The sequence below is a fragment of the Streptomyces sp. NPDC021115 genome (genome assembly GCF_044333065.1).
Taxonomy (GTDB): Bacteria; Actinomycetota; Actinomycetes; order Streptomycetales; family Streptomycetaceae; genus Streptomyces.
Genome location: NZ_JBIRQF010000024.1, coordinates 15,070 through 38,458 on the forward strand (window position 1 = coordinate 15,070; position 23,389 = coordinate 38,458).

The 23,389-nt window shown below is 68.5% G+C and carries 33 protein-coding genes; 29 read left to right on the top strand and 4 right to left on the bottom strand.

Annotated features, from left to right (window positions below; translation table 11 throughout):
- The first annotated feature begins 44 nt into the window (after positions 1-44).
- From rpsL to ACH4TL_RS40500, 6 genes are all read left to right on the top strand, one after another.
- On the top strand, positions 45-416 hold the full coding sequence (rpsL, locus tag ACH4TL_RS40475) for a 30S ribosomal protein S12 (RefSeq protein ID WP_014054153.1): 372 nt from the start codon (positions 45-47) through the stop codon (positions 414-416).
- Between the two features lie 2 nt (positions 417-418).
- Positions 419-889, top strand: coding sequence for a 30S ribosomal protein S7 (rpsG, locus tag ACH4TL_RS40480; RefSeq protein WP_014178748.1), 471 nt, complete (start codon positions 419-421; stop codon positions 887-889).
- 39 nt (positions 890-928) lie between these two features.
- Positions 929-3,049 (top strand): elongation factor G, encoded by a 2,121-nt coding sequence (gene fusA / locus ACH4TL_RS40485; protein ID WP_398325049.1) that lies wholly within the window; start codon positions 929-931, stop codon positions 3,047-3,049.
- Between the two features lie 228 nt (positions 3,050-3,277).
- Positions 3,278-4,471, top strand: a complete 1,194-nt coding sequence (gene tuf / locus ACH4TL_RS40490) for an elongation factor Tu (protein WP_009715889.1) — start codon at positions 3,278-3,280, stop codon at positions 4,469-4,471.
- 128 nt (positions 4,472-4,599) lie between these two features.
- Positions 4,600-5,142 (top strand): hypothetical protein, encoded by a 543-nt coding sequence (locus ACH4TL_RS40495; protein WP_398325047.1) that lies wholly within the window; start codon positions 4,600-4,602, stop codon positions 5,140-5,142.
- Positions 5,135-6,184 carry an SRPBCC family protein gene (locus ACH4TL_RS40500; protein ID WP_398325045.1) on the top strand — a complete coding sequence of 350 codons (1,050 nt, stop codon included), beginning with the start codon at positions 5,135-5,137 and terminating at the stop codon, positions 6,182-6,184. Before ACH4TL_RS40495 ends, ACH4TL_RS40500 begins: the two co-directional genes overlap by 8 nt.
- Before the next feature lie 52 nt (positions 6,185-6,236).
- Here the strand turns inward: ACH4TL_RS40500 and ACH4TL_RS40505 are convergent, their stop codons facing one another.
- The 4 genes from ACH4TL_RS40505 to ACH4TL_RS40520 form a co-directional block, all read right to left on the bottom strand.
- Positions 6,237-8,351, bottom strand: coding sequence for a PIG-L family deacetylase (locus ACH4TL_RS40505; RefSeq protein WP_398325043.1), 2,115 nt, complete (start codon positions 8,349-8,351; stop codon positions 6,237-6,239).
- A gap of 211 nt (positions 8,352-8,562) precedes the next feature.
- The gene (locus tag ACH4TL_RS40510) at positions 8,563-9,420 is read right to left on the bottom strand and encodes a DUF3152 domain-containing protein (RefSeq protein ID WP_398325040.1); all 858 of its coding nucleotides are present in this window, start codon (positions 9,418-9,420) and stop codon (positions 8,563-8,565) included.
- A gap of 83 nt (positions 9,421-9,503) precedes the next feature.
- The gene (locus ACH4TL_RS40515; protein ID WP_398325037.1) at positions 9,504-10,355 is read right to left on the bottom strand and encodes a hypothetical protein; all 852 of its coding nucleotides are present in this window, start codon (positions 10,353-10,355) and stop codon (positions 9,504-9,506) included.
- Positions 10,356-10,365: 10 nt separating this feature from the next.
- Positions 10,366-10,926 (bottom strand): SigE family RNA polymerase sigma factor, encoded by a 561-nt coding sequence (locus ACH4TL_RS40520; RefSeq protein WP_398325034.1) that lies wholly within the window; start codon positions 10,924-10,926, stop codon positions 10,366-10,368.
- A gap of 503 nt (positions 10,927-11,429) precedes the next feature.
- On the opposite strand from ACH4TL_RS40520, the gene rpsJ reads away from it, so the two are divergent.
- The 23 genes from rpsJ to ACH4TL_RS40635 all read left to right on the top strand — a co-directional run bounded on the left by rpsJ (position 11,430) and on the right by ACH4TL_RS40635 (position 23,278).
- Positions 11,430-11,738 (top strand): 30S ribosomal protein S10, encoded by a 309-nt coding sequence (rpsJ, locus tag ACH4TL_RS40525; protein ID WP_014054162.1) that lies wholly within the window; start codon positions 11,430-11,432, stop codon positions 11,736-11,738.
- 13 nt (positions 11,739-11,751) lie between these two features.
- Complete coding sequence (rplC, locus tag ACH4TL_RS40530) at positions 11,752-12,396, top strand: 50S ribosomal protein L3 (protein WP_398325031.1); 645 nt, start codon at positions 11,752-11,754, stop codon at positions 12,394-12,396.
- Between the two features lie 8 nt (positions 12,397-12,404).
- Positions 12,405-13,058 (top strand): 50S ribosomal protein L4, encoded by a 654-nt coding sequence (gene rplD / locus ACH4TL_RS40535; protein WP_398325028.1) that lies wholly within the window; start codon positions 12,405-12,407, stop codon positions 13,056-13,058.
- Positions 13,058-13,384, top strand: a complete 327-nt coding sequence (rplW, locus tag ACH4TL_RS40540) for a 50S ribosomal protein L23 (RefSeq protein ID WP_009715880.1) — start codon at positions 13,058-13,060, stop codon at positions 13,382-13,384. The genes rplD and rplW overlap by 1 nt, the downstream gene beginning before the upstream one ends.
- Before the next feature lie 47 nt (positions 13,385-13,431).
- A complete protein-coding gene (rplB, locus tag ACH4TL_RS40545) occupies positions 13,432-14,268 on the top strand; it encodes a 50S ribosomal protein L2 (RefSeq protein ID WP_009715879.1) in 837 nt (278 codons plus the stop codon).
- A gap of 12 nt (positions 14,269-14,280) precedes the next feature.
- On the top strand, positions 14,281-14,562 hold the full coding sequence (gene rpsS, locus ACH4TL_RS40550; RefSeq protein ID WP_009715878.1) for a 30S ribosomal protein S19: 282 nt from the start codon (positions 14,281-14,283) through the stop codon (positions 14,560-14,562).
- A gap of 40 nt (positions 14,563-14,602) precedes the next feature.
- The gene (gene rplV, locus ACH4TL_RS40555) at positions 14,603-14,950 is read left to right on the top strand and encodes a 50S ribosomal protein L22 (RefSeq protein WP_039938067.1); all 348 of its coding nucleotides are present in this window, start codon (positions 14,603-14,605) and stop codon (positions 14,948-14,950) included.
- Entirely contained in the window at positions 14,950-15,774 is an 825-nt protein-coding gene (rpsC, locus tag ACH4TL_RS40560; protein WP_391171826.1) for a 30S ribosomal protein S3, read from the top strand. Before rplV ends, rpsC begins: the two co-directional genes overlap by 1 nt.
- 5 nt (positions 15,775-15,779) lie before the next feature.
- Complete coding sequence (rplP, locus tag ACH4TL_RS40565; RefSeq protein WP_009715875.1) at positions 15,780-16,199, top strand: 50S ribosomal protein L16; 420 nt, start codon at positions 15,780-15,782, stop codon at positions 16,197-16,199.
- Positions 16,199-16,423: a 50S ribosomal protein L29 gene (gene rpmC, locus ACH4TL_RS40570; protein ID WP_009715874.1), complete on the top strand. Its 225-nt coding sequence runs from the start codon at positions 16,199-16,201 to the stop codon at positions 16,421-16,423. The genes rplP and rpmC overlap by 1 nt, the downstream gene beginning before the upstream one ends.
- Positions 16,423-16,710 (top strand): 30S ribosomal protein S17, encoded by a 288-nt coding sequence (gene rpsQ / locus ACH4TL_RS40575; protein ID WP_009715873.1) that lies wholly within the window; start codon positions 16,423-16,425, stop codon positions 16,708-16,710. The genes rpmC and rpsQ overlap by 1 nt, the downstream gene beginning before the upstream one ends.
- 101 nt (positions 16,711-16,811) lie before the next feature.
- Positions 16,812-17,180 carry a 50S ribosomal protein L14 gene (rplN, locus tag ACH4TL_RS40580; protein WP_003992364.1) on the top strand — a complete coding sequence of 123 codons (369 nt, stop codon included), beginning with the start codon at positions 16,812-16,814 and terminating at the stop codon, positions 17,178-17,180.
- Between the two features lie 3 nt (positions 17,181-17,183).
- Positions 17,184-17,507 (top strand): 50S ribosomal protein L24, encoded by a 324-nt coding sequence (gene rplX / locus ACH4TL_RS40585; RefSeq protein ID WP_398325017.1) that lies wholly within the window; start codon positions 17,184-17,186, stop codon positions 17,505-17,507.
- A complete protein-coding gene (rplE, locus tag ACH4TL_RS40590) occupies positions 17,507-18,067 on the top strand; it encodes a 50S ribosomal protein L5 (protein ID WP_398325014.1) in 561 nt (186 codons plus the stop codon). The genes rplX and rplE overlap by 1 nt, the downstream gene beginning before the upstream one ends.
- A gap of 3 nt (positions 18,068-18,070) precedes the next feature.
- A complete protein-coding gene (locus ACH4TL_RS40595) occupies positions 18,071-18,256 on the top strand; it encodes a type Z 30S ribosomal protein S14 (RefSeq protein ID WP_003948630.1) in 186 nt (61 codons plus the stop codon).
- Positions 18,257-18,462: 206 nt separating this feature from the next.
- Complete coding sequence (gene rpsH, locus ACH4TL_RS40600; RefSeq protein ID WP_385440561.1) at positions 18,463-18,861, top strand: 30S ribosomal protein S8; 399 nt, start codon at positions 18,463-18,465, stop codon at positions 18,859-18,861.
- 20 nt (positions 18,862-18,881) lie between these two features.
- Complete coding sequence (rplF, locus tag ACH4TL_RS40605) at positions 18,882-19,421, top strand: 50S ribosomal protein L6 (RefSeq protein ID WP_398325009.1); 540 nt, start codon at positions 18,882-18,884, stop codon at positions 19,419-19,421.
- Positions 19,422-19,424: 3 nt separating this feature from the next.
- Positions 19,425-19,808 (top strand): 50S ribosomal protein L18, encoded by a 384-nt coding sequence (rplR, locus tag ACH4TL_RS40610; RefSeq protein ID WP_398325006.1) that lies wholly within the window; start codon positions 19,425-19,427, stop codon positions 19,806-19,808.
- Between the two features lie 46 nt (positions 19,809-19,854).
- Positions 19,855-20,460, top strand: a complete 606-nt coding sequence (rpsE, locus tag ACH4TL_RS40615) for a 30S ribosomal protein S5 (protein ID WP_020869250.1) — start codon at positions 19,855-19,857, stop codon at positions 20,458-20,460.
- A 2-nt stretch (positions 20,461-20,462) separates the two neighbouring features.
- On the top strand, positions 20,463-20,645 hold the full coding sequence (gene rpmD / locus ACH4TL_RS40620) for a 50S ribosomal protein L30 (RefSeq protein WP_009715866.1): 183 nt from the start codon (positions 20,463-20,465) through the stop codon (positions 20,643-20,645).
- 1 nt (position 20,646) lies between these two features.
- On the top strand, positions 20,647-21,102 hold the full coding sequence (rplO, locus tag ACH4TL_RS40625) for a 50S ribosomal protein L15 (protein ID WP_398325001.1): 456 nt from the start codon (positions 20,647-20,649) through the stop codon (positions 21,100-21,102).
- Positions 21,103-21,308: 206 nt separating this feature from the next.
- Positions 21,309-22,622, top strand: coding sequence for a preprotein translocase subunit SecY (gene secY / locus ACH4TL_RS40630; protein ID WP_009715864.1), 1,314 nt, complete (start codon positions 21,309-21,311; stop codon positions 22,620-22,622).
- Positions 22,622-23,278 (top strand): adenylate kinase, encoded by a 657-nt coding sequence (locus ACH4TL_RS40635; protein WP_398324996.1) that lies wholly within the window; start codon positions 22,622-22,624, stop codon positions 23,276-23,278. The genes secY and ACH4TL_RS40635 overlap by 1 nt, the downstream gene beginning before the upstream one ends.
- Positions 23,279-23,389 lie beyond the last annotated feature (111 nt).

Below are 23,389 nucleotides of genomic sequence, written 5' to 3' on the forward strand. Positions count from 1 at the left end.
CAGGTTAGCTTTATCGAGACTGGCACACAGAAACCGGAGAAACGGTGCCTACGATCCAGCAGCTGGTCCGCAAGGGCCGCCAGGACAAGGTCGAGAAGAACAAGACTCCCGCACTGGCGGGGTCGCCGCAGCGCCGTGGCACGTGCACCCGCGTGTTCACGACGACGCCGAAGAAGCCGAACTCGGCGCTCCGCAAGGTCGCGCGTGTCCGGCTGAGCAGTGGGATCGAGGTCACCGCCTACGTCCCTGGTGAGGGTCATAACCTCCAGGAGCACTCCATCGTGCTCGTGCGTGGCGGTCGTGTGAAGGACCTGCCGGGTGTTCGTTACAAGATCATCCGCGGCTCCCTCGACACGCAGGGCGTCAAGAACCGCAAGCAGGCTCGCAGCCGCTACGGCGCCAAGAAGGAGAAGTAAGAATGCCTCGTAAGGGTCCCGCCCCGAAGCGCCCGGTCATCATCGACCCGGTTTACAACTCTCCTCTGGTGACGTCCCTCATCAACAAGGTCCTGCTGAACGGCAAGCGCTCCACCGCCGAGCGCATTGTCTACGGCGCCATGGAGGGCCTGCGTGAGAAGTCCGGCAACGACCCGGTCATCACGCTCAAGCGCGCGCTGGAGAACGTGAAGCCGACCCTCGAGGTCCGCTCCCGTCGTGTCGGTGGCGCCACCTACCAGGTGCCGGTCGAGGTTCGTCCCGGCCGCTCCTCCACCCTCGCGCTGCGCTGGCTCGTGGGCTACTCCCGCGCCCGTCGCGAGAAGACCATGACCGAGCGTCTGATGAACGAGCTGCTGGACGCCAGCAACGGTCTGGGCGCCTCCGTCAAGCGTCGCGAGGACACCCACAAGATGGCCGAGTCCAACAAGGCCTTCGCGCACTACCGCTGGTAGTCGCTACCCCCATCGAGACCGAGAGAAGACTGAAGCCTTATGGCTACCACTTCACTTGACCTGGCCAAGGTCCGCAATATCGGGATCATGGCCCACATCGACGCGGGCAAGACGACGACCACCGAGCGGATCCTGTTCTACACCGGTGTGAGCTACAAGATCGGTGAGGTCCACGACGGCGCTGCCACGATGGACTGGATGGAGCAGGAGCAGGAGCGCGGCATCACGATCACGTCGGCCGCGACGACCTGTCACTGGCCGCTCGAGGACACCGATCACACGATCAACATCATTGACACCCCGGGGCACGTCGACTTCACCGTCGAGGTGGAGCGCTCGCTGCGCGTCCTCGACGGTGCCGTGACGGTGTTCGACGGTGTGGCCGGCGTGGAGCCGCAGTCCGAGACCGTGTGGCGTCAGGCGGACCGCTACGGCGTGCCGCGGATCTGCTTCGTCAACAAGCTCGACCGCACCGGCGCCGAGTTCCACCGCTGCGTCGACATGATCACGGACCGCCTGGGCGCGGTGCCGATCGTCATGCAGCTCCCCATCGGCACCGAGGCCGACTTCAAGGGCGTCATCGACCTCGTCACGATGAAGGCGCTGGTCTGGAACATCGAGGCGTCCAAGGGCGAGATGTACGACACCGTCGACATCCCGGACACCCACGCCGAGGCGGCCGACGAGTGGCGCGGCAAGCTGCTCGAGACCGTCGCCGAGAACGACGAAGAGATGATGGAGCTGTACCTGGAGGGCGAGGAGCCCTCCGTGGAGCAGCTGTACGCGGCGATCCGCCGCGTCACCATCGCCTCCGGTGTGGGCGGCGGCACGACCGTCACCCCCGTGTTCTGCGGCACCGCGTTCAAGAACAAGGGCGTGCAGCCCCTGCTCGACGCGGTCGTCCGGTACCTGCCGTCGCCGATCGACGTCGAGGCCGTCGAGGGCCACTCGGTCAAGGACCCCGACGAGGTCATCAAGCGTCGTCCGACCGAGGAAGAGCCGCTGTCGGCGCTGGCGTTCAAGATCGCGAGCGACCCGCACCTCGGCAAGCTCACCTTCATCCGGGTCTACTCGGGCCGCCTCGTGGCCGGCACTCAGGTGCTGAACTCGGTGAAGGGCAAGAAGGAGCGCATCGGCAAGATCTACCGGATGCACGCGAACAAGCGTGAGGAGATCGAGTCGGTGGGTGCCGGTGACATCGTCGCCGTCATGGGTCTGAAGCAGACCACCACCGGTGAGACCCTCTGCGACTCGTCGAGCCCGGTGATCCTCGAGTCCATGGACTTCCCGGCCCCGGTCATCGAGGTGGCCATCGAGCCGAAGTCCAAGGGCGACCAGGAGAAGCTGGCCGTCGCGATCCAGCGGCTTGCCGAGGAGGACCCGTCCTTCCGCGTCAAGACCGACGAGGAGACCGGCCAGACCATCATCGCCGGTATGGGTGAGCTCCACCTCGACGTCCTTGTCGACCGCATGAAGCGCGAGTTCAAGGTCGAGGCCAACGTCGGCAAGCCGCAGGTGGCCTACCGCGAGACGCTCCGCAAGGCGGTCGAGCGGTACGACTACACGCACAAGAAGCAGACTGGTGGTTCCGGCCAGTTCGCCAAGGTGCAGATCGCGCTGGAGCCGCTCGAGGGCGACGGCTACGAGTTCGAGAACAAGGTCACCGGTGGCCGCATCCCGCGGGAGTACATCCCGTCCGTGGACGCGGGCTGCCAGGAGGCCATGGAGTTCGGCGTGCTCGCCGGCTACCCGCTGACCGGCGTCAAGGTCGTGCTTCTCGACGGTGGCTACCACGAGGTCGACTCCTCGGAGATGGCGTTCAAGATCGCCGGTTCGATGGCCTTCAAGGAGGCCGCCCGCAAGGCCAGCCCGGCCCTGCTCGAGCCGATGATGAAGGTCGAGGTCACGACGCCCGAGGACTACATGGGTGACGTGATCGGCGACATCAACTCCCGCCGTGGTCAGATCCAGTCCATGGAGGACCGTAGCGGCGCCAAGCTGGTGATCGGTCTGGTCCCGCTGTCGGAGATGTTCGGCTACGTGGGCGACCTGCGCAGCAAGACCTCTGGCCGCGCCAGCTACTCCATGCAGTTCGACTCCTACGCCGAGGTTCCCCGGAACGTCGCCGAGGAGATCATCGCGAAGGCCAAGGGCGAGTAAGGCGGGTTCATCCGCATTCCTCACCGTTTAGGCTGGAGCAAAAGGCAACGGGTGTTCCGTCATAGATCGTCCACCGTGGCGGTCCATGGCGGGGCCCCGGCCGCCGGCCCCCATAACGAATACGGCGAAGGGCATCCCCCCTCGGGGTCCTGGCCGGTTCGGTAAGACCACCTGAACCCATCCGCAAGGCGCGGATGCGTTACAGAACCACTCCGTAGGAGGACCCCAGTGGCGAAGGCGAAGTTCGAGCGGACTAAGCCGCACGTCAACATCGGCACCATCGGTCACATCGACCACGGTAAGACCACTCTTACCGCGGCGATCACCAAGGTGCTGCACGACGCGTTCCCGGACCTGAACGAGGCCTCGGCCTTCGACATGATCGACAAGGCGCCGGAAGAGCGCCAGCGCGGTATTACGATCTCCATCGCGCACGTCGAGTACCAGACCGACTCGCGTCACTACGCACACGTTGACTGCCCCGGTCACGCGGACTACATCAAGAACATGATCACCGGTGCCGCTCAGATGGACGGCGCCATCCTCGTGGTCGCCGCCACCGACGGCCCGATGCCGCAGACCAAGGAGCACGTGCTCCTGGCCCGCCAGGTCGGCGTTCCGTACATCGTCGTCGCCCTGAACAAGGCCGACATGGTGGACGACGAGGAGATCCTGGAGCTCGTCGAGCTCGAGGTCCGTGAGCTGCTCTCCGAGTACGAGTTCCCGGGCGACGACGTTCCGGTCGTCAAGGTCTCGGCGCTCAAGGCGCTCGAGGGCGACGCCGAGTGGGGCAAGTCCGTCCTCGACCTGATGAAGGCCGTCGACGACGCCATCCCGCAGCCGGAGCGCGACGTCGACAAGCCGTTCCTCATGCCGATCGAGGACGTCTTCACCATCACCGGCCGCGGCACGGTCGTCACCGGCCGTATCGAGCGCGGTGTGCTGAAGGTCAACGAGAACGTCGACATCATCGGCATCAAGAACGAGAAGACCTCGACCACCGTCACCGGTATCGAGATGTTCCGCAAGCTGCTCGACGAGGGCCAGGCCGGTGAGAACGTCGGTCTGCTGCTCCGCGGCATCAAGCGCGAGGACGTCGAGCGCGGCCAGGTCATCATCAAGCCGGGTTCGGTCACGCCGCACACCGAGTTCGAGGCCCAGGCGTACATCCTGTCCAAGGACGAGGGTGGCCGCCACACGCCGTTCTTCAACAACTACCGTCCGCAGTTCTACTTCCGTACCACGGACGTGACGGGCGTTGTGACCCTCCCCGAGGGCACCGAGATGGTCATGCCGGGCGACAACACCGAGATGTCCGTCCAGCTGATCCAGCCGGTCGCCATGGAGGAGGGCCTGAAGTTCGCCATCCGTGAGGGTGGCCGGACCGTCGGCGCCGGTCAGGTCACCAAGATCACCAAGTGACCTGACGCTCTTCGGAGCACGCTCCCCGGAGCATCGAGCCCCACTCGCCCTCAGTGGCGGGTGGGGCTCTTCCGTATCTGGGTACCCGGCCATCCGCATCGAAGCTGAGTTCGACTTCGGGAGTACGGATGATGACCAACGGCAAGATCGCGGTGGCGGTCGCGGGAGGCTACCTCCTGGGGCGCACCAAGAAGGCGAAACTCGCCCTGGGGCTGGGCATGCTGCTCGCCGGGAAGAAGATCACCCTCGATCCGCAGCAGCTGGCCAGGGCGGTCGCCGACTCCCCGCTGCTGAGCGGTCTGAACGCGCAGGCGCGCAAGGAACTGACCGGTGCCGCCAAGACGGCCGCGACCCGCGCCCTGTCCAGCCGCATGGACGGCCTCGCCGACTCGCTGCACGAGCGCACGCTGAGCCTGCGGGGCGAGGCGGAAGCGGAAGAGGAACCGGAGGACGACGAGGCGGCCGGCGAAGCGGCCGACGAGGACAGCGGACGGAAACCGCCCGCATCACGCCGCAAGGCGCCGCGGGCCAAGGCGGCCAAGGCTCCGGCGGGCCGGGCGCGCAAGGTCGCCTCCTCGTCTCCCGGCGCGGCGAAGAAGACCGCCGCGAAAACGGCGAGGAAGACCGGGCAGAAGACCGCGCAGAAGACCGCCGGGGGCCGCAATGGCTGACACCTTGGGCAAGCTGAAGGACGACATCGTGCGCAGCCCGGCCGCTGACCGCCTCAAGGACGAGCTCCAGGGGTACGTCCAGGCCCGCGCGACCCACGCCCTCTCCGGGCTCGGCACCGGGCTGGCCAAGGGCACCCAGGCGCTCGCCGAGGGCAAGCCGCCGGGCCGGGCCGTGCTGAAGGCCGGGGCCTCCCAACTGAAGGAGTCGCTGAAGGACAAGGTCAAGGGCATGTTCGGCAAGGGGCGCGGCAAGAGCGGCGGCGGCAAGTCCAAGAGCGTCACGGTGGTCGAGGACATCGACGTCGGGGTGCCGGTCCGCGAGGCGTACGACCAGTGGACCCAGTTCCAGGAGTTCAGCACCTTCGCCAAGGGCGTCGTCAGCGTCGAGAAGGCCGATGACACCAGCAGCAACTGGAAGGTGAAGGTCGCCAAGTCCACGCGCAGCTGGAAGGCCAACGTCACCGAGCAGGTGCCCGACGAGCGGATCAGCTGGACGACCGAGGGCGCCAAGGGCACCGTCAAGGGCGTCGTCACCTTCCATCCGCTCGGCGACAGCCTCACCCGGGTGCTGCTGGTGCTGGAGTACTTCCCCAAGGGCCTGTTCGAGAAGACCGGCAACATCTGGCGCGCCCAGGGCCGACGCGCGCGGCTCGACCTCAAGCTCTACCGCAAGTTCATCATGATGCGCGGCGAGGCCACGGACGGCTGGCGCGGCGAGATCCGGGACGGCGAGGTCGTGGTCGACCACGAGACGGCCGTGGCGGAGGAAGAGGAACGGGAACAGGAACAGCAGGACGAGGGCGACGAGGCCGGGGGAGAGGCCGATGAGCCGCGGGCCGAGGAGGACGACGAGGACGAGGACGTCGAAGCCGACGCCGAGCCCGAGGGGGACGAGGCGGAGGACGCGTACGAGGACGACGACGCCGAGGACGTCGAGGCCGAGGACGCCGACGTCGAGCCCGAGGAGGAGTACGAGGAGGAGCCCGAGGACGCCGACGAGCCCGAGGACGCCGAGCGCCCCCGGGCCGCGGCCCGCCGCTGACGGGCATCCCCGCTGCACTGCCGCCCCTCCCGCGGTGGGAGGGGCGGCAGCGTCACGCGGTCGACGTCGGGCGCGGGCGCCAGATCCAGGGCGTGGCGTCCGGCGCGACGCCCACCACACAGGCACCCTCGTCGGCGTCGGCCAGCAGGGCGGGGGTGCCCACCGGGGTGAGGTGGCCGGGGGAGCGCAGCGGGCGGTCGTCGGGGCCGGTGCCCCACTGGACCTGTACGTCGCCGTCGAGGCTGCGGCCGAGCAGCAGCAGGGTGGCGGCTTTGCCGCTCTTGCCGTGCCCGGCGCCCTCCTTGCCGGGCTCGGGCACGGTGTGCGCGGCGATGGCCCCGTACCCCTCGAAGCGCGACACCGTGCGGCTCTGCGTGCCGCTCTCCGTGCCGTTCGTTAATCCGTGCAGGGCGGGCATGGTGGCCGCGGGGGTGCGGTAGATCAGGGAGAGCGAGCCGTCGGGAGTGATCGCGGCGCCGATCTGGTTGCCGCCGGGGCGGGGCAGCCCGGCCGGGGCCCGCAGGGTGACGGGGGCGCCGGGCTGCTCCTGCGACCAGTGGTGCACGGTGTCGCGGCCAGGCGCGACGACATGGGCGCGGCCCTCGCGGTCGACCAGGGCGGTCAGCCCGTCCTGGATCTCCGCGCCGCCGAGCCGTTCCCAGGGGCCCCAGCGGCCGTCGGCGTCCCGTACCCGGGTGGCGAGGCCCTTCTCGGCGGTCCGTACGAAGAGGTGGACCTTCCCGTCCGGGGTGGCGACCGCGGCGGGGCAGCCGACGCGGCGGCCGTGTTCGGGGTCGGATTCGGGGGTGCCGAGTCCGGTCCAGGCGCGGAACGGCCCGTCGGGGCGGCTCTGTTCGAGGGCCACGATCTCGCGCAGATTGGCGCCGCCCTGGCCGTCCAGCGCCGCGAACCGCAGTGCGATCAGCACCTGGCGCCCCGAGGCGTCGGTCACGGCGCTCAGCGCGGGGGCCAGCGGCCCGCCGCCGAGCCCGACCGGCGTCCCGAACCGGCCGCTGCCGCGAGCGGTTTCGCGCCACCGGACGGCCTGGGTGCCGAGGACGCCGTACGCGACGACGCGGCCCTCGCGGTCGGTGGTGGGGGTGGGCAGCGCGGTGGGGTAGCGGTAGTGGGTGGAGCGGATCCAGCCCTTGCGGTTCCTCAGCGGCCGCACGCCGCCCTGGCCGTAGTCGCCGCAGCCCGCGGTGTCACCGCAGTTCCACTCGGGGGAGCCGCCGTACGCCTTGATGACGCGGGCCTTCTGGGCCAGCACGGCGGGCGGCAGATTGTGCGGCCAGCGCTGGTTGTAGTAGCCGCGGAAGGACGTGGTGGTGAAGCGCGGCGCCTCCTTGTCCCGCCGGGTGGACTCGGCGGCCCACTGCGTGATCGCCTTCCACGTGAACAGCGCGACCGGGGTGTGGTCCCGGTGGTCCGAACAGCCGGGCTGGTCGTTGTCCCTGGGGTGCAGCAGGTCGTGTACCTGGAAGTCGGGGTCGGGGTCGAGGGTGTGGATCAGGGTCGGCCGGTAGCGGTCCATGATCTCGGCGAGCACGTCGACCAGGGTCTGGTGGCCGTACGTACTGGGGTGCCGCACCGGGGAGCCCTCGGCCAGCAGCGTCCGCATCACGGCGCCCGGGGTGTCCCACAGGGCGGGCATGCGGATGTGGCCCTCGGACAGCATGGCGATGTTGAGGAAGATCAGCCGCACCCTGCGGGCGCCGTTGGCGAGCACGTTCGTCTCCGCCTTGACGCCGCCGGGCAGGTTCAGCACCGACCGCTGCCACGGCGTGAACTGGTGCAGCCCCAGCATCTGCGCGTACGCCTGCCGCAGTCCCTGGTGGCGGGAGGCGGAGTACGCGGCCTTGTCCGGCGGCGGCAGCGGCCGCCCGGCGACCCGGTTGAGGCCCAGCGCCTCGCCCGCCGTGACGTAGACGCTCACCACGGGGACCCCGGAGCGCAGGACGTGCTCGTTGTCGGGGTTCATGAAGTACAGGTCGTCATCGGGATGGGCCATGACCTGGAGCAGGGCGCCCCGCTTGTCCCCGGCAGCCGAGGTGAACGGCTCGGCGGCGCCCGGGGCGGTGCTCCTGCGGGCGGGCGCGGCGGGGGCGGCGGAAGACCCGGGACGGCTGCTGCACCCGGCGGCCGCGGCGGCGCTGAGGGCCGCCACCGCGGCCAGTGCCTGCCTGCGTGTCGTGCGCGCGGGAAGAGTCCATCGACTGTTCAATTTGGTGACCCTGTCACTTGTGCAGCGCGTAGTCTCCGGCTGCTTCCACGTGATAAGAGACGGTCGATGATCTTCGGAGGTTGTCCGATGTCCGGAGAGGTGTCGATCACACTTCGGACACGAGGGGCCGGGCCCGGGGCTCCCCAGGACACTCCTAGGGGACCGAGGGGCCGCCGAGATACCTTCCGGCCCTGGTGTACGGCCAGGCGTTGGCGACGCAGCCCTTCAGCCCGTCGATCTGCTGCATCATCGCCGGGGCGGGCTTGCCCTTCCCGGGGCAGGTCTCGTGCCCGTGGCTGATGCGGTGGCCCACCTCATGGTTGACGATCAGCGCCCGGTACTCGCCGATCGGACCGTCGAACTCGGGGGAGCCGGTGTTCCAGCGGGTGAGGTTGACCATGACCTGCGTTCCGGCGGCGCAGTTGACCTTGCCGCGGGTCTTGAGGCCCGCCTGCCCGCAGATGTCGTCGACCGTGTCCGGGGTGGCGATCTTCACCTCGAAGTCGTACGAGCCGCCGGACACCAGCTGGAAGGCGTGCTTGCGGTCCCTGGTCCAGCCGCGCCGGTCCGCCAGGACCGCGGATATCTCGGCCGCGGCCTTCTTCGGGTCGACGCCCGTGCCCTCCTCGACCTGGACCTTGAACCGCCGCACGTCACCGCCGTCGCCGATCACCTTGCCGGACGCCTTCGCGGTGCGGAAGGTGCCGGTCCCGGCGGGGGCCGTGGGCGCCGCGGGGCGTGTGGGCGCGGCGTCGCGGGAGGACCGCGAGGGCGGGGCCGACGGCGGCGCGGTGGTGGGGGAGGGGCTCACCTCCGCCGCGTCCGCGGGGGAGTCCGCGGGGGCGGACCGTACGCCGCCGCCGTCGCCCGGTAACAGGGCGTAGGTGGCCAGCAGGGCGCCGGACGCCACCGCGGCGCCGATCAGCAGCGGCACCACGGGCTTCCGCCGCCGACGGCGGCGCCGGGTGGACCGGCGGTGCGAGGGCGGGGCGGACGGCTCGGTGACGGTCATGACGGGGGTGCTCCAGGGGGGGGTGAAGGGTGGCGCGCGGGTCGGCTCAGGAGAGTCGGCTCAGGAGAGTCGGCTCGACCGGCTCAGGAGAAGCGGGCCGAGGAGAGCGCGTCCTTGACGCGTTCGACGAGGGCGGGGTCCGCGGAGGCGAGGCAGGCGTACCCGGCGACCGTGCTGTCGGGGTGGGCGGGCAGCGGCTGCCGCAGACTGAGGAACGCCGTACCGCCCAGCGCCCGGCAGACCGGGGTCGGCGACGACCGCTGGACGGGCAGTTTCCTCTCGGGCCGGTCGTAGGACTCCCGGCGCCACAGCACCAGGGCGCTGTTCTTCGCGAGCCTGCTCACCGGCAGGCACAGCTCGGGCCCGTAGAGGGCTTCCTTGAGCGCGTCGCCGCACGAGTCGCCGCCGGTGGGCGTGGGAGAGGCGATCGACGGCGCGTCGTCCGGCGTGCCGGTCGCCGTGCTCGCCGCGGTGCTCGACGTCTCGTTCCCGGCCGGGCGCGCCAGGACGTACGTCTCGCTCGCCGGTGCGTCCGTGCCGTCCACCCGGCGCGGCTCGGGTACCCGCCAGTCGCCTGGCACGGACACCCGCAGGTTCATGCCGCCCGCGAGGTCCGGCAGCTCCAGCACCTTCCGGGGCGTCGCTGTCCGCTCCGGGGCGGTCGTGGTGGCGGGGGTGGTCGTGGTGCCGCCGGGCCCGGCGGACCGGCCGTCGCGCAGACCGGTGGCGAGGGACACCGCTCCCGCGGTCAGCGCGACCACCATGGGCGCGGCCACGACGGCGGCCCGCCGCCTGCGGGCCCGCGCCACCCGGTGCCGCACCCGCTCCATGCGGTCCTCCGGCGCCGCCAGCGCCGGGGTGTCGGCGTCCGCGAGCCGCCGCAGTCCGGCCGCGGCGCGGTCCAGCTCCTCGGTGCCGTTCTTCTGCATCGCCACGCCCCTCACCTCATCCCGGCGCGGTGCGGCCGCGGACCGGCTCCGGGGCGGGCACGAGCCCGGGATCGTGTCCGGGTAATCGGGTGCGCAGGGTGTTCAGGGCCTTCGACGCCTGGCTCTTGACCGTGCCGGTGGAGCAGCCCAGCACCGCCGCGGTCTGCTCCACGCTCAGGTCCTCCAGATAGCGCAGCACGACGACCTCGCGCTGCCGCCGCGGCAGCAGCCGCAGCAGCCCGATGATCGCCCGCCCCTGGTCGACCTCCCCGACCTGGGGGTACGGCCCGCCCGGCTCGCCCCGGGGCGAGGGCTCGGGCAGCTCGGAGTGCGGCACCTCGCGCCGCCAGTGCCGCCGCCACCAGGAGGCGTGGAGATGCACCAGGGTGCGGCGGACGTACGCCTCGGGGTTCTCCTCCGCGATGCGCCCCCACTTCGGCCAGACCCGCGCCAGGGCGCTCTGCAACAGGTCCTCGGCCAGATGCCGGTCCCCGGTCAGAAACCAGGCGGACCGCAGCAGCCGGGGCCCGCAGGCGGCAACGAACTCCTCGAACTCGGTCCAGTCGCCGCCCGCCATGCCGCCCTCGCGTGATTCGAAGCCGATCCTTCGTATGATCCACGCACGCCGAACGCGCTGAGGACGGCCCGGGGTTGCCCACTGTGCGTCACATCACAGGGAAGGGCCCGCCGGAGGGTTCGAGATCGCGGGGCGTGGGGTACGCTCCAGGGCCGATTCGCGGAGGCCACCCGTCGTATGGCAGACTGTCCGGGTTGCTCGGTTGAGTGCCGATGCTGCGCGCCTCCCGCCGGGAGGACTGGAAGCGAGTCCCGCAGTACTCGTCGCCCCTGATCAGGGGCGGAAGTACGGGAATCTTCCGGGAAGTGTCAGCGGGGCCCCAGCCAGGCGCCCGGTGGGTGACTCTCTCCCCCGACCAGCCCCCTTCACCAGGGATCTCTTCTGCGGAGATTTACGGGAAGGGACGCGACACGCCCGACCGCGTGGGTCGGGAGTGCGGGTGGGAGGGCCGCTAACGCCATCGGGTCCCAGAGCGTTACGAGAGACAGGACTACGAAGTAGCCATGGCGGGACAGAAGATCCGCATCCGGCTCAAGGCCTACGACCACGAGGTCATCGACTCCTCGGCGAAGAAGATCGTCGAGACGGTGACCCGCACTGGTGCGTCGGTCGCGGGCCCGGTGCCGCTGCCCACAGAGAAGAACGTGTACTGCGTCATCAAGTCGCCGCACAAGTACAAGGACGCGCGCGAGCACTTCGAGATGCGTACGCACAAGCGCCTCATCGACATCCTCGACCCCACGCCGAAGACCGTCGACTCGCTCATGCGTCTCGACCTGCCGGCGGGCGTCGACATCGAGATCAAGCTCTGAGGTGACGCGCGAGATGGCTAAGCAGATCAAGGGCGTCCTGGGCGAGAAGCTCGGCATGACGCAGGTCTGGGACGAGAACAACCGTGTCGTCCCGGTGACCGTCGTCAAGGCCGGGCCCTGTGTCGTGACCCAGGTCCGTACTGATGACGCGGACGGCTACAACGCCGTCCAGATCGCCTTCGGCGAGATCGACCCGCGCAAGGTGAACAAGCCCCTCAAGGGCCACTTCGCCAAGGCCGACGTCACCCCGCGCCGCCACCTGGTGGAGCTGCGTACCGCTGACGCCAGCGAGTACACGCTCGGCCAGGAGGTCACCGCCGAGGCGTTCGAGTCCGGTGTCAAGGTCGACGTGACCGGCACCAGCAAGGGCAAGGGCACCGCCGGTGTCATGAAGCGCCACGGCTTCGGCGGCCTCGGCGCCGGCCACGGCACCCAGCGCAAGCACCGCTCGCCTGGCTCCATCGGTGGCTGCGCCACCCCGGGCCGCGTGTTCAAGGGCCTGCGCATGGCCGGCCGCATGGGCAACGAGCGGGTCACCACCCAGAACCTGACCGTCCACGCCGTTGACGCGGAGAAGGGTCTGCTCCTGATCAAGGGAGCGGTTCCTGGTCCGAACGGCGGCCTCGTCCTGGTCCGTACCGCGGCCAAGGGGGCCTGAGGTAACCGATGAGCACCATTGACATCCTTTCGCCGGCAGGCGACAAGGCCGGGACCGTCGAGCTCCCCACGGAGATCTTCGACGCGCAGGTCAGCGTTCCGCTGATCCACCAGGTCGTTGTCGCGCAGCTGGCCGCTGCCCGTCAGGGCACGCACAAGACCAAGACCCGTGGCGAGGTCCGCGGCGGTGGCAAGAAGCCGTACCGCCAGAAGGGCACCGGTCGCGCCCGTCAGGGCTCGACCCGCGCGCCGCAGTTCGCCGGTGGTGGCGTCGTGCACGGTCCCGTGCCGCGTGACTACAGCCAGCGGACCCCGAAGAAGATGAAGGCCGCCGCGCTGCGCGGGGCCCTCTCGGACCGGGCGCGCCACAGCCGCGTTCACGTCGTGACCGGCGTGGTCGAGGGCGACATCTCCACCAAGGCCGCGAAGGCCCTGCTGGGCAAGATCAGCCAGCGCAAGCACGTGCTGCTGGTCGCCGAGCGGAGCGACGAGGCCGCGTGGCTGTCCGCCCGCAACCTGCCCCAGGTGCACATCCTGGAGCCGGGCCAGCTGAACACGTACGACGTGCTCGTCTCCGATGACGTGGTCTTCACCAAGGCCGCCTTCGAGTCCTTCGTGGCTGGTCCCAAGGCCGCTGAGAAGACCGAAGGGAGCGCCGCCTGATGAGTGAGGCGACCGCTGTCACCAGCAAGACCTTCACCGACCCCCGCGACGTTCTCGTCAAGCCGGTGGTCTCGGAGAAGAGCTACGCGCTGCTGGACGAGAACAAGTACACGTTCATCGTCGACCCGCGCGCGAACAAGACCCAGATCAAGCAGGCCGTCGAGGCGGTCTTCTCGGTCAAGGTCACCGGGGTCAACACGATCAACCGGCAGGGCAAGCGCAAGCGCACCCGCACCGGTTACGGCAAGCGCAAGGACACCAAGCGCGCCATCGTGACCCTTGCCGAGGGCGACCGTATCGACATCTTCGGCGGCCCGACCTCCTGACGGAGGCCGGAACGTCCAGAAGTCCGGAATATTCCGAGGACTGAGAAATGGGTATCCGCAAGTACAAGCCGACGACCCCGGGGCGTCGTGGCTCCAGCGTCGCCGACTTCGTCGAGATCACGCGGTCCACGCCGGAGAAGTCGCTGGTCCGCCCGCTGCACAGCAAGGGTGGTCGTAACAACGCCGGCCGCATCACGGTCCGCCACCAGGGTGGCGGTCACAAGCGTGCGTACCGCGTCATCGACTTCCGCCGTCATGACAAGGACGGCGTCCCGGCGAAGGTCGCTCACATCGAGTACGACCCGAACCGCACCGCTCGCATCGCGCTGCTCCACTACGTGGACGGCGAGAAGCGCTACATCCTCGCGCCGCGTGGCCTGAAGCAGGGCGACCGGATCGAGAACGGCCCCGGCGCCGACATCAAGCCCGGCAACAACCTGTCGCTGCGCAACATCCCCGTCGGTACCACGCTGCACGCCATCGAGCTGCGGCCCGGCGGCGGCGCGAAGTTCGCCCGCTCCGCGGGTGCCTCGGTGCAGCTGCTGGCGAAGGAGGGCTCCATGGCCCACCTTCGTATGCCGTCCGGTGAGATCCGCCTGGTCGACGTCCGCTGCCGCGCCACTGTCGGCGAGGTCGGCAACGCCGAGCAGTCGAACATCAACTGGGGCAAGGCCGGCCGCATGCGCTGGAAGGGCGTCCGCCCGACCGTTCGTGGTGTGGTCATGAACCCCGTCGACCACCCGCACGGTGGTGGTGAGGGCAAGACCTCCGGTGGTCGCCACCCGGTCTCGCCGTGGGGTCAGAAGGAGGGCCGTACGCGCTCGCCGAAGAAGGCCAGCAACAAGTACATCGTCCGCCGCCGCAAGACGAACAAGAAGCGCTAGGAGCGGGTTTAGATGCCGCGTAGTCTCAAGAAGGGGCCCTTCGTCGACGACCACCTGATCAAGAAGGTGGATGTTCAGAACGAAGCCGGCACCAAGAACGTCATCAAGACCTGGTCCCGCCGCTCGATGATCGTCCCGGCCATGCTCGGCCACACGATCGCGGTGCACGACGGCCGTAAGCACGTCCCGGTGTTCGTCTCCGAGTCGATGGTCGGCCACAAGCTCGGCGAGTTCGCGCCGACCCGCACCTTCCGCGGCCACGAGAAGGACGACCGCAAGTCGCGTCGTCGCTGATCGGCGGAAATGACTCATGACTGACACCGAAGGGACAACCATGGAAGCCAGGGCCCAGGCGCGGTACATCCGCGTCACGCCCATGAAGGCCCGCCGCGTGGTGGACCTCATTCGTGGCATGGGCGCCACGGAGGCTCAGGCGGTCCTGCGTTTCGCCCCGCAGGCCGCGAGCGTGCCCGTCGGCAAGGTGCTGGACAGCGCCATCGCCAACGCCGCGCACAACTACGACCACACCGACGCCGACAGCCTCGTCATCTCCGAGGCCTACGTCGACGAGGGCCCGACCCTGAAGCGGTTCCGTCCGCGTGCCCAGGGCCGCGCCTACCGGATCCGCAAGCGGACCAGCCACATCACCGTGGTCGTCAGCAGCAAGGAAGGAACCCGGTAATGGGCCAGAAGGTTAACCCGCACGGGTTCCGGCTCGGCATCACCACCGACTTCAAGTCGCGCTGGTACGCCGACAAGCTGTACAAGGACTACGTCAAGGAAGACGTCGCCATCCGCCGGATGATGACGAAGGGCATGGAGCGCGCCGGTATCTCCAAGGTGGAGATCGAGCGCACCCGTGACCGCGTCCGCGTCGACATCCACACCGCCCGGCCGGGCATCGTCATCGGCCGCCGCGGCGCGGAGGCCGACCGTATCCGCGGCGAGCTGGAGAAGCTCACCGGCAAGCAGGTGCAGCTGAACATCCTCGAGGTCAAGAACCCCGAGGTGGACGCTCAGCTGGTGGCCCAGGCCGTCGCCGAGCAGCTCTCCTCCCGCGTCTCCTTCCGTCGTGCGATGCGCAAGAGCATGCAGTCGACGATGAAGGCCGGTGCCAAGGGCATCAAGATCCAGTGTGGTGGCCGTCTCGGCGGCGCCGAGATGTCCCGCTCGGAGTTCTACCGCGAGGGCCGCGTGCCCCTGCACACGCTCCGCGCGAACGTCGACTACGGCTTCTTCGAGGCCAAGACCACCTTCGGCCGCATCGGCGTCAAGGTGTGGATCTACAAGGGCGACGTCAAGAACATCGCCGAGGTCCGTGCCGAGAACGCCGCCGCCCGCGCGGGCAACCGCCCGTCGCGCGGCAGCGACCGCCCGCAGCGCCGTGGTGGCGAGCGTGGCGGCCGTGGCCGTAAGCCGCAGCAGCAGAACGCCGCTGCCGAGGCCCCCAAGGCCGAGGCCGCTGCCGCTGCTCCGGCTGCTGAGAGCACCGGAACGGAGGCCTGACCGACATGCTGATCCCTCGCAGGGTCAAGCACCGCAAGCAGCACCACCCCAAGCGGTCCGGCATGGCCAAGGGCGGCACGGAGCTGGCGTTCGGCGAGTACGGCATCCAGGCCGTCACCCCGGCGTACGTCACGAACCGTCAGATCGAGGCCGCTCGTATCGCGATGACCCGCCACATCAAGCGTGGCGGCAAGGTCTGGATCAACATCTACCCGGACCGTCCGCTGACGAAGAAGCCCGCCGAGACCCGCATGGGTTCCGGTAAGGGTTCGCCGGAGTGGTGGGTCGCGAACGTCAAGCCCGGTCGGGTGATGTTCGAGCTGTCCTACCCGAACGAGAAGACTGCGCGTGAGGCGCTCACCCGCGCTGCTCACAAGCTCCCGATGAAGTGCCGGATCGTGCGGCGCGAGGCAGGTGAGTCGTGATGGCGGCCGGTACCAAGGCGTCCGAGCTGCGTGAGCTGAACAACGAGGACCTCGTTGGCAAGCTGCGTGAGGCCAAGGAAGAGCTGTTCAACCTCCGTTTCCAGGCGGCGACCGGACAGCTCGAGAACCACGGCCGGCTGAAGGCCGTCCGGAAGGACATCGCCCGGATCTACACCCTGATGCGGGAGCGCGAGCTCGGCATCGAGACGGTGGAGAGCGCCTGATGAGCGAGACGAATGTGACTGAGAACGCACCGCAGAGCCGCGGCTTCCGCAAGACCCGTGAGGGTCTGGTCGTCAGCGACAAGATGGACAAGACCGTCGTCGTCGCCGTCGAGGACCGCGTCAAGCACGCGCTGTACGGCAAGGTCATCCGCCGTACCAACAAGCTCAAGGCGCACGACGAGCAGAACGCCGCGGGTGTCGGCGACCGCGTCCTCCTGATGGAGACCCGGCCGCTGTCCGCGACCAAGCGCTGGCGCGTCGTCGAGATCCTCGAGAAGGCCAAGTAAATCCCTGAGGGCATTAGCTCTCAGGTCAGTTCCGCCAGGCTCGGCAGGGGCTTGATATATCGAGCCCCTGCCGGGAACCGGCAGACGATCAGGAGATAGACGTGATCCAGCAGGAGTCGCGACTGCGCGTCGCCGACAACACGGGAGCGAAGGAAATCCTTTGCATCCGTGTTCTCGGTGGCTCCGGTCGCCGCTACGCGGGCATCGGTGACGTCATTGTCGCCACCGTGAAGGACGCGATCCCCGGTGGCAACGTGAAGAAGGGTGACGTCATCAAGGCGGTCATCGTGCGCACCGTCAAGGAGCGCCGTCGCCCCGATGGCTCGTACATCCGCTTCGACGAGAACGCGGCCGTCATCCTCAAGAACGATGGCGACCCCCGCGGCACCCGTATCTTCGGCCCGGTGGGCCGTGAGCTGCGCGAGAAGAAGTTCATGAAGATCATCTCGCTCGCGCCGGAGGTGCTGTAACCGATGAAGGTCAAGAAGGGCGACCTGGTTCAGGTCATCACCGGTAAGGACAAGGGCAAGCAGGGCAAGGTCATCGCGGCCTACCCGCGCGAGGACCGCGTCCTGGTCGAGGGTGTCAACCGGGTCAAGAAGCACACGAAGGCCGGACAGACCGCTCGCGGCTCGAAGACCGGCGGCATCGTGACGACCGAGGCCCCGATCCACGTGAGCAACGTCCAGCTCGTGGTGGAGAAGGACGGCAACAAGGTTGTCACCCGCGTCGGGTACCGCTTCGACGACGAGGGCAACAAGATCCGCGTTGCCAAGCGGACCGGTGAGGACATCTGATGACTGCCACCACCAACGCACCGCGTCTCAAGACGCGCTACCGCGATGAGATCCAGGGCAAGCTGCAGGAGCAGTTCTCGTACGGGAACGTCATGCAGATCCCTGGCCTCACCAAGGTCGTGGTCAACATGGGTGTGGGCGACGCCGCCCGCGACTCCAAGCTGATCGAGGGCGCCATCCGCGACCTCACCACGATCACCGGCCAGAAGCCGGCCGTCACCAAGGCCCGCAAGTCCATCGCGCAGTTCAAGCTGCGTGAGGGTCAGCCGATCGGCGCCCACGTCACCCTCCGCGGTGACCGCATGTGGGAGTTCCTGGACCGCCTGGTGTCGCTCGCGCTGCCGCGCATCCGCGACTTCCGCGGTCTGTCGCCGAAGCAGTTCGACGGCCGGGGCAACTACACCTTCGGTCTCACGGAGCAGGTCATGTTCCACGAGATCGACCAGGACAAGATCGACCGCGTCCGGGGTATGGACATCACCGTGGTGACCACGGCGACCAACGACGAAGAGGGCCGGGCCCTGCTGCGTCACCTCGGCTTCCCGTTCAAGGAGGCGTGAGCCGTGGCGAAGAAGGCTCTCATTGCGAAGGCCGCCCGCAAGCCGAAGTTCGGCGTGCGCGGCTACACCCGCTGCCAGCGCTGCGGCCGTCCGCACTCCGTGTACCGCAAGTTCGGCCTGTGCCGCGTGTGCCTTCGTGAGATGGCTCACCGTGGCGAGCTGCCGGGCGTGACCAAGAGCTCCTGGTAATCAGTCTTTAGAGGCTGGTAACCGGGCTCTCGGTAAGCAATGGATGGCGAGGCCCGCCCGTCCACTCCCGTAGAGTGGAAGGGTTGGGCGCTCGCCGCCCAGAATCCTTACTACGCCGTAGGTCCCCGCGCCGCACCCGTGCCCTCTTTTGGGTGAGAGGGATGGCGCATACAGGAAACCCCGGCGAGAGAGGCCGAAGGCCAAACATGACCATGACCGATCCGATCGCAGACATGCTGACCCGTCTGCGGAACGCGAACTCGGCTTACCACGACGACGTCGTGATGCCCCACAGCAAGATCAAGTCGCACATCGCGGAGATCCTCCAGCAGGAGGGTTACATCACCGGCTGGAAGGTCGAGGACGCTGAGGTCGGCAAGAACCTCACCCTCGAGCTGAAGTTCGGTCCGAACCGTGAGCGCTCGATCGCGGGCATCAAGCGGATCTCGAAGCCGGGCCTGCGGGTCTACGCAAAGTCCACCAACCTGCCGAAGGTGCTCGGCGGCCTGGGCGTGGCGATCATCTCCACGTCGCACGGGCTCCTCACCGACAAGCAGGCCGGCAAGAAGGGCGTGGGTGGGGAAGTCCTCGCCTACGTCTGGTAACCAGGGAACGGAGGAAGCACATGTCGCGTATTGGCAAGCTGCCCATCCAGGTTCCCGCTGGTGTGGACGTCACTATCGATGGCCGCACGGTCGCCGTGAAGGGCCCCAAGGGTTCCCTCTCGCACACCGTCGCCGCGCCCATCGAGGTCGCCAAGGGTGAGGACAACTCCCTCGTTGTCACCCGCCCGAACGACGAGCGTCAGAACAAGGCCCTGCACGGCCTGTCCCGCACGCTGGTGGCGAACATGATCACCGGCGTGACCCAGGGCTACAGCAAGGCGCTCGAGATCAGCGGTGTCGGCTACCGCGTCCTGGCGAAGGGCTCCAACCTGGAGTTCTCGCTCGGCTACAGCCACCCGATCCTGGTCGAGGCCCCCGAGGGCATCACCTTCAAGGTGGAATCCCCGACCAAGCTGAGCGTCGAGGGCATCGACAAGCAGCGGGTCGGCGAGGTCGCCGCGAACATTCGCAAGCTTCGCAAGCCCGACCCGTACAAGGCCAAGGGCGTGAAGTACGCGGGCGAGGTCATCCGCCGCAAGGTCGGAAAGGCTGGTAAGTAAGCCATGACATACGGTGTGAAGATCGCTAAGGGCGACGCGCGCAAGGCCGCGGCCGTCAAGCGCCGTCACATCCGCGTCCGCAAGCGGGTCTCCGGTACGCCGGAGCGCCCCCGCCTCGTCGTGACGCGGTCCAACCGCCACATGGTGGCCCAGGTCATCGACGACATCGCGGGCCACACGGTGGCCTCGGCGTCGACGCTGGACACCTCCATCCGTGGTGGCGAGGGCGACAAGAGCGACCAGGCCAAGCAGGTCGGCGCGCTGGTGGCCGAGCGGGCGAAGGCCGCGGGTGTCGAGGCCGTCGTGTTCGACCGCGGTGGCAACAGGTACGCCGGGCGCATCGCCGCTCTGGCGGACGCCGCCCGCGAAGCCGGGCTGAAGTTCTAAGCCCCGGTTCCGGAGCTAGCGGACGTAACAGAGAGAGGTAAATCCAATGGCTGGACCCCAGCGTCGCGGTGGCGGCGCCGGTGGCGGCGAGCGGCGGGACCGGAAGGACCGGCGGGACGGCGGCGCAGCTGCCGAGAAGACCGCCTACGTCGAGCGTGTTGTCGCGATCAACCGTGTCGCCAAGGTTGTGAAGGGTGGTCGTCGCTTCAGCTTCACCGCGCTGGTCGTGGTGGGCGACGGTGACGGCACCGTGGGTGTCGGTTACGGCAAGGCCAAGGAGGTGCCGGCCGCGATCGCCAAGGGCGTGGAGGAGGCCAAGAAGCACTTCTTCAAGGTCCCCCGGATCGCCGGCACCATCCCGCACCCGATCCAGGGTGAGGAGGCCGCGGGTGTCGTGCTGCTCAAGCCGGCGTCCCCCGGTACCGGTGTGATCGCCGGTGGCCCGGTGCGCGCCGTGCTGGAGTGCGCGGGCATCCACGACGTGCTGAGCAAGTCGCTCGGCTCGTCGAACCCGATCAACATCGTGCACGCCACGGTGGCCGCTCTGCGGGGCCTTCAGCGCCCCGAGGAGATCGCCGCCCGCCGTGGTCTGCCGCTCGAGGACGTCGCCCCCGCCGCTCTGCTGCGGGCGCGTGCCGGGGTGGGTGTGTGAGCATGGCCCGCCTCAAGATCACGCAGACGAAGTCGTACATCGGCAGCAAGCAGAACCACCGCGACACCCTGCGTTCGCTCGGGCTGAAGAAGCTCGGCGACGTGGTTGTCAAGGAGGACCGCCCCGAGTTCCGCGGCATGGCGACCACCGTGCGGCACCTCGTGACGGTCGAGGAGGTCGACTGACATGGCGGAGAACAACCCGCTGAAGGTCCACAACCTCCGGCCCGCCCCTGGCGCCAAGACCGCCAAGACCCGTGTCGGTCGTGGTGAGGCGTCCAAGGGTAAGACCGCTGGTCGTGGCACCAAGGGCACCAAGGCCCGCTACCAGGTTCCGGAGCGCTTCGAGGGTGGGCAGATGCCCCTCCACATGCGGCTCCCGAAGCTCAAGGGCTTCAAGAACCCGTTCAAGACCGAGTACCAGGTCGTGAACCTCGACAAGCTGGCCGCGCTCTACCCCGAGGGCGGCGAGGTCACGGTGGCCGGTCTGGTCGCCAAGGGTGCGGTGCGCAAGAACCAGCTCGTCAAGGTGCTGGGCTCCGGTGAGGTCTCCGTGGCGCTCCAGGTGACGGTCGACGCCGTCTCCGGTTCCGCCAAGGAGAAGATCACCGCCGCCGGCGGCACCGTCACCGAGCTCGTCTGAGCAACGTGCGAAACTGGCCGGGGATGCCCCAGATACGGGGCATCCCCGGTTGGTCGTTCCTAGGGGGGCCCGGTCGCCGGTAAGGTGGCATGCGCTGTTACCTTCCGTGCGGTACGTCTCCGTACGGGTCCTGGCTGATAAGTATTCGTCGATCCTCAAGACCGTCACCTCTCGCGCAACGAACCGCGGGGGGCGCAGGAGGCACCGTGCTCACCGCGTTCGCCCGGGCGTTCAAGACGCCCGACCTGCGCAAGAAGCTGCTGTTCACGCTGGCCATCATCGTGCTGTTCCGGCTCGGGCAACACGTCCCGATCCCGGGCATCGACTATAAGAACGTCCAGACGTGCATGGACTTGGCCAAGGGTCAGCAGGGGCTGTTCGGCCTGGTCAACATGTTCAGTGGTGGCGCACTGCTCCAGATCACCATCTTCGCGCTCGGGATCATGCCGTACATCACGGCGAGCATCATCCTCCAGCTGCTGACCGTGGTGATCCCGCGTCTGGAGGCCCTCAAGAAGGAGGGCCAGACCGGGCAGGCGAAGATCACGCAGTACACCCGTTACCTGACCGTCGCGCTGGCGATCCTCCAGGGCACCGGCCTGGTCGCCACCGCGCGCAGCGGTTCGCTGTTCCAGAGCTGCCCGGTCGGCAGTCAGATCGTCCGGGACGATTCGATCTTCACCACCGCCGTGATGGTCATCACGATGACCGCCGGCACCGCGCTGATCATGTGGCTCGGTGAGCTGGTCACCGACCGCGGCATCGGCAACGGCATGTCGATCCTGATGTTCGTCTCGATCGCCGCCGGTTTCCCCAGCGCCATGTGGAGCATCAAGCAGCAGGGCAAGATCATGGGCGGCTGGCTGGAGTTCGGCCTGGTGATCGCCTGTGGTCTGGCCATGGTCGCGCTGGTGGTCTTCGTCGAGCAGGCGCAGCGCCGCATCCCGGTGCAGTACGCCAAGCGGATGATCGGCCGCCGGTCGTACGGTGGCACGTCCACCTACATCCCGATGAAGGTGAACCAGGCGGGCGTGATCCCCGTGATCTTCGCCTCGTCCCTGCTCTACATTCCCGCGCTGATCGTCCAGTTCAGCCAGTCCAAGGCGGGCTGGGCGAACTGGATCTCGCAGAACCTGGTCAAGGGCGACCACCCGATCTACATCACCGCGTACTTCCTGCTGATCGTTTTCTTCGCGTTCTTCTACGTCGCCATCAGCTTCAACCCCGAAGAAGTTGCCGACAACATGAAGAAGTATGGTGGGTTCATCCCGGGTATTCGGGCTGGTCGTCCCACTGCTGAGTATCTGAGCTACGTGCTGAACCGCATCACGTGGCCCGGTGCGCTCTATCTGGGTCTGATCGCCCTGGTGCCCACGGTGGCGCTCGTGACGCTCAACGCGAATCAGAACTTCCCGTTCGGCGGCACGAGCATCCTGATCATCGTGGGTGTCGGCCTGGAGACCGTGAAGCAGATCGAGAGCCAGCTTCAGCAGCGACACTACGAAGGGTTCCTCCGCTGATGCGAATCGTCCTCGTCGGGCCTCCTGGAGCCGGCAAGGGTACGCAAGCGACGTACCTCGCCGAGAACCTGTCGATCCCGCACATCTCCACGGGCGACCTCTTCCGCGCCAACATCAGCCAGGGCACGCCGCTCGGCCAGCAGGCGCAGGAGTACATGCGGGCCGGCCAGCTGGTACCGGACGAGGTCACCGTCGGCATGGCCGAGGACCGGATGGGCCAGCCGGACGCCGCGGGCGGCTTCCTGCTCGACGGCTTCCCGCGGAACGTGGCCCAGGCCGAGGCGCTGGACGCCTACCTGCGGGCCAACGAGCTGACGCTCGACGCGGTGCTGGACCTGGAGGTCCCGGAGGACGAGGTGGTCAAGCGCATCGCCGGCCGCCGGACCTGCCGTAACGACAGCGCGCACACCTTCCACGTCGAGTACAAGAAGCCCGAGACCGAGGGCGTGTGCGACGTGTGCGGCGGCGAGCTGTACCAGCGCGAGGACGACAGCGAGGAAACCGTCCGCAAGCGCCTCGAGGTCTACCACCGCGAGACCGAGCCGATCATCGACTACTACAAGGCCAAGGGCCAGGTCGTGACGATCCCGGCGCTCGGCAAGGTCTCCGAGGTCACCCAGCGCGCGATGGGCGCGCTGGCCGCCAAGGCGGCCTAGCGACCGCGAGGACCGGTGTACGGCCGTGGCGCCCCGGCGGGGCGCCACGGCCGGCGGGGGTTGTCGAAGTCTGTCAGGTGCTGGCACCGCGGCACCCGGGCGGGGAGGCGG

Coding starts and splice junctions, on each gene's coding strand:
- rpsG (WP_014178748.1), top strand. CDS start 419: ATGCCTCGTAAGGGTCCCGCCCCGAAGCGCCCGGTCATCATCGACCCG.
- fusA (WP_398325049.1), top strand. CDS start 929: ATGGCTACCACTTCACTTGACCTGGCCAAGGTCCGCAATATCGGGATC.
- ACH4TL_RS40495 (WP_398325047.1), top strand. CDS start 4,600: ATGATGACCAACGGCAAGATCGCGGTGGCGGTCGCGGGAGGCTACCTC.
- ACH4TL_RS40500 (WP_398325045.1), top strand. CDS start 5,135: ATGGCTGACACCTTGGGCAAGCTGAAGGACGACATCGTGCGCAGCCCG.
- ACH4TL_RS40510 (WP_398325040.1), bottom strand. CDS start 9,420: ATGACCGTCACCGAGCCGTCCGCCCCGCCCTCGCACCGCCGGTCCACC.
- ACH4TL_RS40520 (WP_398325034.1), bottom strand. CDS start 10,926: ATGGCGGGCGGCGACTGGACCGAGTTCGAGGAGTTCGTTGCCGCCTGC.
- rpsJ (WP_014054162.1), top strand. CDS start 11,430: ATGGCGGGACAGAAGATCCGCATCCGGCTCAAGGCCTACGACCACGAG.
- rplC (WP_398325031.1), top strand. CDS start 11,752: ATGGCTAAGCAGATCAAGGGCGTCCTGGGCGAGAAGCTCGGCATGACG.
- rplD (WP_398325028.1), top strand. CDS start 12,405: ATGAGCACCATTGACATCCTTTCGCCGGCAGGCGACAAGGCCGGGACC.
- rplW (WP_009715880.1), top strand. CDS start 13,058: ATGAGTGAGGCGACCGCTGTCACCAGCAAGACCTTCACCGACCCCCGC.
- rplB (WP_009715879.1), top strand. CDS start 13,432: ATGGGTATCCGCAAGTACAAGCCGACGACCCCGGGGCGTCGTGGCTCC.
- rpsS (WP_009715878.1), top strand. CDS start 14,281: ATGCCGCGTAGTCTCAAGAAGGGGCCCTTCGTCGACGACCACCTGATC.
- rplV (WP_039938067.1), top strand. CDS start 14,603: ATGGAAGCCAGGGCCCAGGCGCGGTACATCCGCGTCACGCCCATGAAG.
- rpsC (WP_391171826.1), top strand. CDS start 14,950: ATGGGCCAGAAGGTTAACCCGCACGGGTTCCGGCTCGGCATCACCACC.
- rplP (WP_009715875.1), top strand. CDS start 15,780: ATGCTGATCCCTCGCAGGGTCAAGCACCGCAAGCAGCACCACCCCAAG.
- rpmC (WP_009715874.1), top strand. CDS start 16,199: ATGGCGGCCGGTACCAAGGCGTCCGAGCTGCGTGAGCTGAACAACGAG.
- rpsQ (WP_009715873.1), top strand. CDS start 16,423: ATGAGCGAGACGAATGTGACTGAGAACGCACCGCAGAGCCGCGGCTTC.
- rplX (WP_398325017.1), top strand. CDS start 17,184: ATGAAGGTCAAGAAGGGCGACCTGGTTCAGGTCATCACCGGTAAGGAC.
- rplE (WP_398325014.1), top strand. CDS start 17,507: ATGACTGCCACCACCAACGCACCGCGTCTCAAGACGCGCTACCGCGAT.
- rpsH (WP_385440561.1), top strand. CDS start 18,463: ATGACCATGACCGATCCGATCGCAGACATGCTGACCCGTCTGCGGAAC.
- rplF (WP_398325009.1), top strand. CDS start 18,882: ATGTCGCGTATTGGCAAGCTGCCCATCCAGGTTCCCGCTGGTGTGGAC.
- rplR (WP_398325006.1), top strand. CDS start 19,425: ATGACATACGGTGTGAAGATCGCTAAGGGCGACGCGCGCAAGGCCGCG.
- rpsE (WP_020869250.1), top strand. CDS start 19,855: ATGGCTGGACCCCAGCGTCGCGGTGGCGGCGCCGGTGGCGGCGAGCGG.
- rpmD (WP_009715866.1), top strand. CDS start 20,463: ATGGCCCGCCTCAAGATCACGCAGACGAAGTCGTACATCGGCAGCAAG.
- rplO (WP_398325001.1), top strand. CDS start 20,647: ATGGCGGAGAACAACCCGCTGAAGGTCCACAACCTCCGGCCCGCCCCT.
- ACH4TL_RS40635 (WP_398324996.1), top strand. CDS start 22,622: ATGCGAATCGTCCTCGTCGGGCCTCCTGGAGCCGGCAAGGGTACGCAA.